The sequence below is a fragment of the Roseiarcus sp. genome, from assembly GCF_052145395.1.
In the GTDB taxonomy this organism is placed as follows: domain Bacteria; phylum Pseudomonadota; class Alphaproteobacteria; order Rhizobiales; family Beijerinckiaceae; genus Roseiarcus.
In genome coordinates this window covers 1-4,565 of record NZ_JBKQOT010000187.1, presented here as the reverse complement: position 1 = coordinate 4,565, position 4,565 = coordinate 1, and the positions used below count along the sequence as shown (strand labels likewise).

Genomic DNA, 4,565 nt, shown 5'->3' with positions numbered 1-4,565 from the left:
AGGGCCAGCGGGACATTCGTTTCCCGCGCCAACAGGCCGAAGACATGACCGCACCCGAAGCGTTCGCAAAGCCTCAACCAAACCCTTGACGACGGGGCGCCGTCCAGACATGCCCTTCCCCCTCGGTTCCGGTACGGGAGGATAGCGCCACGTTCGGCCGCGAGATCTGACGCGGGGCCCGGCGACGCCTCGACTCTCGACCGTCACACTCGTCCGACGGAAGACTGAGCCGGCTCTGGGCTCAAGTGTGATAGGTTTCGGCCGCCTGGAGCAGAAATTTGATGGAGAGCCGAAAACTTGCGGCGATCCTCGTCGCCGACGTCGTCGGCTACAGCCGGCTCACGGGCGCGGACGAGGAGCGCACGCTCGCGCGGCTGAGGGCGCTGCGGGGCGACCTCATCGACCCGACGATCGGCGTGCAGGGCGGCCGAGTGGTCAAGCGCACGGGCGACGGGATCCTTGTCGAGTTCCGCAGCGTGGTCGACGCCGTGCGCTGCGCAATCGAAATCCAGCTCGGCATGGCCGAGCGCAACGCCGGCCTGCCGCCTGAGAAGCGCATCGATTACCGGATCGGCGTCCACATTGGCGACGTCGTCGAGGAGAGCGACGGCGACCTCATGGGCGACGGCGTCAATATCGCCGCGCGGCTGGAAGGGATCGCCAAGCCTGGCGCGATCTGTCTTTCCGAACAGGCCTATTGGCAGGTCAAGGGACGGCTCGACCTCGGCGTCACGGATCTCGGGCCGACCCGACTGAAAAATATCGCCGAACCCGTGCACGTCTATTCGCTCGAAGCCGGCGCTCCGGCAGCGGCGAAACCACTCAGGAGCGCCGCTGAAAGACAGCGGTCCGTGATCATCGCTCTGGCGGCTTTGGTCGTCGCGCTCGCCGCGACCGCGGTGGGCGTCTGGCATTTCCGGTGGGCTGGGGCGAAGGCGGAGCGGGTCGCCGTCATGGTGCTGCCTTTCACGAATCTGTCCGGCGACCCCACCGTGAACCCGCTCGCCGAGGCTGTGACGGATGGACTCACCGACGCCCTTTCCCGCTGGTTTGCCGCGGTCTCCCCCGTCCAGGTCATCGCCAGCGAAACCGCCAAGACCTACGCCGGAAAGCCGATCTACGTGAAGCAGATCGGCGAGGACCTTGGCCTGCGCTACGTGTTGCAGGGATCGCTGCAGCCGGCAGAGACGCGCGTCAGGGTCAGCGCGCAATTGATCGATGGAGAGAGCGGCGTTCAGCTTTGGGCGGAAACCTTCGATGAAGACCGCGCCGATCTCCTCCAGATGGAGGACGAGATCGTCGCGCGGGTCATGAACGCTGGGAGATTGCGTATCGCCGACATCGAAGCGGAGCGCGCGGTTCGAGCGCAGCCGGGCAGTCCCATGGCCCTCGCGCTTCTCTGCGGCGCGAGGGCCGGCGACTATGGGGCGGAGGCCGTCGACCCCGAGAAGAGGGCGGAGCTGTTCAAACCCTGCGATGAGGCGTTGCGTCTCGACCCGCATAACGTCATCGCCCTGGGCGTGCGCGCTGTCTGGTTGTTGGATGGCGTGGACCATGGTCAAAGCGATGACCGAGAGGGCGATCTCAGGCGCGCGAACGAGGACTTGACGACGCTGCTCGCCATCAGCCCCAACGACCCGTACGCCCGCGCGCTCAAGGTGTACCTTCTCAGGCTGGAGGGCCGGCCGGAGGAGGCGATCGCCGAAGGCGAGCGAAACATCGCCCTCAGCCCGGGTTTCGTGCAGACCTATTTCTGGCTCTGCGCGGCCTACACCGATGCAAGGCAACCGGAGAAGGCCATCGACTGCGTGGACAAGGCGATCCGGTTGAGCCCGCACGACCCGAGCCTTTACGGACTGCTGATGACAAGAGCCGGCGCGCTGGAAACGCTCGGACGAAAAGCGGAGGCGCTGGATTGGGTGCGCCGCAGTCTCGCTCTGTCGCCGGCGAGCCCGATCGCGCTGCGTCACGAGATTGCGCTCCTCGAGATCCTGGGGCGCGACGACGAAGCTCGGGAAGCCTACCGGCGCTACAGCGCTCTTCCGGGACCACAAGTCCGGACGATCGCCGAGTTGCGGGCCTGCGCCGCCGTGCCGTCCTGCGCGGTGTCGGAACGACAAATCGAAGCGTTGCGGAAGGCGGGCATGCCCGAACAATGATCCTCGGCTCGGTATTATGGGAAAAAGATAGACATTTAATTCCATTTTTTCGGAATGTCGTTGCCGCCCTTCCGTTTTCGGAATGAGGAAGGCGTTCTTGTGGAGACCAGAGCCATGACGCCGGAGACGATCAAATATTTCGAGAGCCTAACAGCAATATATACGGACAATATAAGGAGTTCGGACTACAGGGCCTGTACGGTCTTGTTTCTCCTTGCGATTTCGATATCGACGATTGTAGCGTTCCGCGACGAGTTGCCTGCTTCGGTCCCCATATTTGTTTTGCTGATTTTCCCATTGTTTGCGATTATTCTTCTCATATTATCAATATATCCGCGCTTTATTGTGACGCCTGGGTTCCCGTTCTATTTCAGACGTTCCATCACTCCCGCCGACTTCGTCGGGCCGCCCGAAGAGGAGAGCGAACTCCTGGCCCTCTTTCGCGATCGCTGCGCCGCGCTTGCAACAATTTTCTATTGGAAGATGCACTACTTCCGGATCGCGCTGGGCATCTCCTTATTCTATCTCGCCATTCTCCTGATCCTCACGTTCGGCGGCATCATTCACGAGCTGGCCTTCCACAGTCCGTCTAAGTGAGACGGCGGATTTGGACAGGCCATTCACAGCGAATGATAGTTATCTGTTGGCGGCAGGTCTACGACCGCTGACCCTCCCATTTGCGATGTTCACGGCCGTGGGCTGCTACGTCCGCAAAACGTCGACTCCTGCCGTTAATCCGTCGCGACGAGCGCCCGGTTTCCTTCTCCGGCGCAGCGGAATGGGCGCCGTGTGTTAGACTTGCGCCATCGGTAAAGGGAGGACACGATGACGGAAGCCTTGAGTGCGCTGGCCAAGGGCGCGCTGAACGATCTCGAAGGCGTGTTCGCCGCCATGCCGGAGGACGCGCTCGACGGGCTGATCGAGGCGATCGTCAAGGCGCGGCGCATCGTCGTATTCGGCCTCGGACGCGAGGGCCTGCAGATGCGCGGCTTCGCCATGCGGCTCTTCCACATGGGCCGCAACGTCGCGGTCTGGGGCGACATAACGGCGCCCGCGGTCGGCCCGGGCGACCTCTTCTTCGTCTCGGCCGGCCCCGGCGATCTCGGCACCGCCCGGGCTCTGGTCGGAATTGCGCGCTCAGCCGGCGCGGTGACCGCGCTCGTCACCGCGCAGCCTCAGGGCGAGCTCGCCCTACATGTCGACGTCGTAACCGTGCTCCCGGCGCAAACCATGGCCAACGACCTGGGCGGCAGGCTCTCGGTGCTGCCGATGGGCTCGCTGTTCGAGACGGCTCAGATGATCGCCTTCGAGATCGCGATCCTGAAGCTCAGGCCGCGCTTCAACGAGACCGCGGAGACCATGCGGACGCGCCACACCAACCTGGAGTGACGCGGACGGGGCCGGCGACGGAAGGGTCGGCGTCGAAATATCTTGCGGAAATTCAGAAGCCATGCTAGGCTTTCCCGGCGATGGGAATTCGCAAGGCGTGGGGTTCGGACCGGCTCCGTTTCTTAAGGATCGTTTCGTTGGGCGGGAGGGATCGGAACATTCCCTTCGCGGCGAAAGCGTAAGTCTTCAGCGCGCTCCTTGCGGAGCGGCTGCGGGAGAGGCGCAACCTTTTGAAATCGTTGCAAAGGACAATGGGAAGATCTTGTCGGGAGTTGGCATGGATTTGGGTTCGGCGCCCTTTCGCCTTGGATGCGCGACCCTTCCGCTTGGGGTCTCGCCGCGGCGCGCGACGATCGCGTTCGTCTCCCGACCCTAAGGCGCCGATGGATTCGCAGATCGGAAAAGCCGCTGGAAGCTGTTGAAAAGGCTCGAAACGGACTCGGGAAGCCGCCGGGCGCCGGCGCGGCTACATCGACCAGCCGCCATCGACAAGGTGGATCTGCCCGGTGGTGAAGGCGCTCTCGCCGGAGGCGAGATAGACGGCGAGCGCCGCCACTTCCTCGGGCCTGCCGAGCCGGCCCATCGGCTGGCGGTCGACGAAGGCCTGGCGCACCGTCTCGACCGATTGGCCGGAGGCGCGGCTCAGCGCGGCGATGCGGCCGTCGAGCGACGGGCTTTCGACCGTGCCGGGGCAGATCGCGTTGCACCGTACGCCCCTGCGGATGTAGTCGGCCGCCACCGCCTTGGTGAGACCGATCACGGCGGCTTTGCTCGCGCCATAGACGTAGCGGTTGGCTACGCCCTTCACCGACGAGGCGGCCGAAGCCATGTTGACGATCGAGCCCCCGCCCTTTTCCAGCATGCGCGGCAGAAAGGCGCGGATCGTGCGGTGCATGGACTTGACGTTGAGGTCGAAGGAGAAATCCCAGTCTTCGTCGGAGCATTCGAGCGCCGCGCCGTGATGGACGAAGCCCGCGCAGTTGAACAGAATGTCAATCGGCCCGAGCGAGCGAGCGA

The 4,565-nt window shown here is 64.0% G+C and carries 4 protein-coding genes; 3 read left to right on the top strand and 1 reads right to left on the bottom strand.

The features are described 5' to 3' along the window. Positions 1 to 278 precede the first annotated feature (278 nt). The 3 genes from ACLP25_RS06560 to ACLP25_RS06550 all read left to right on the top strand — a co-directional run bounded on the left by ACLP25_RS06560 (position 279) and on the right by ACLP25_RS06550 (position 3,548). Entirely contained in the window at positions 279 to 2,159 is a 1,881-nt protein-coding gene (locus ACLP25_RS06560; RefSeq protein WP_442468419.1) for an adenylate/guanylate cyclase domain-containing protein, read from the top strand. 114 nt (positions 2,160 to 2,273) lie between these two features. Then, a complete protein-coding gene (locus ACLP25_RS06555) occupies positions 2,274 to 2,756 on the top strand; it encodes a hypothetical protein (protein ID WP_442468418.1) in 483 nt (160 codons plus the stop codon). Between the two features lie 228 nt (positions 2,757 to 2,984). Then, positions 2,985 to 3,548 carry a 6-phospho-3-hexuloisomerase gene (locus tag ACLP25_RS06550; protein WP_442468417.1) on the top strand — a complete coding sequence of 188 codons (564 nt, stop codon included), beginning with the start codon at positions 2,985 to 2,987 and terminating at the stop codon, positions 3,546 to 3,548. A gap of 466 nt (positions 3,549 to 4,014) precedes the next feature. Here the strand turns inward: ACLP25_RS06550 and ACLP25_RS06545 are convergent. Further along, positions 4,015 to 4,565, bottom strand: a 551-nt coding sequence (locus ACLP25_RS06545; protein ID WP_442468416.1) for an SDR family oxidoreductase, incomplete at its 5' end; no start/stop codon positions are given.

Excerpts from the sequence above, each read along its gene's own strand:
- ACLP25_RS06550 (WP_442468417.1), top strand. The coding sequence starts at position 2,985 with ATGACGGAAGCCTTGAGTGCGCTGGCCAAGGGCGCGCTGAACGATCTC.
- ACLP25_RS06555 (WP_442468418.1), top strand. The coding sequence starts at position 2,274 with ATGACGCCGGAGACGATCAAATATTTCGAGAGCCTAACAGCAATATAT.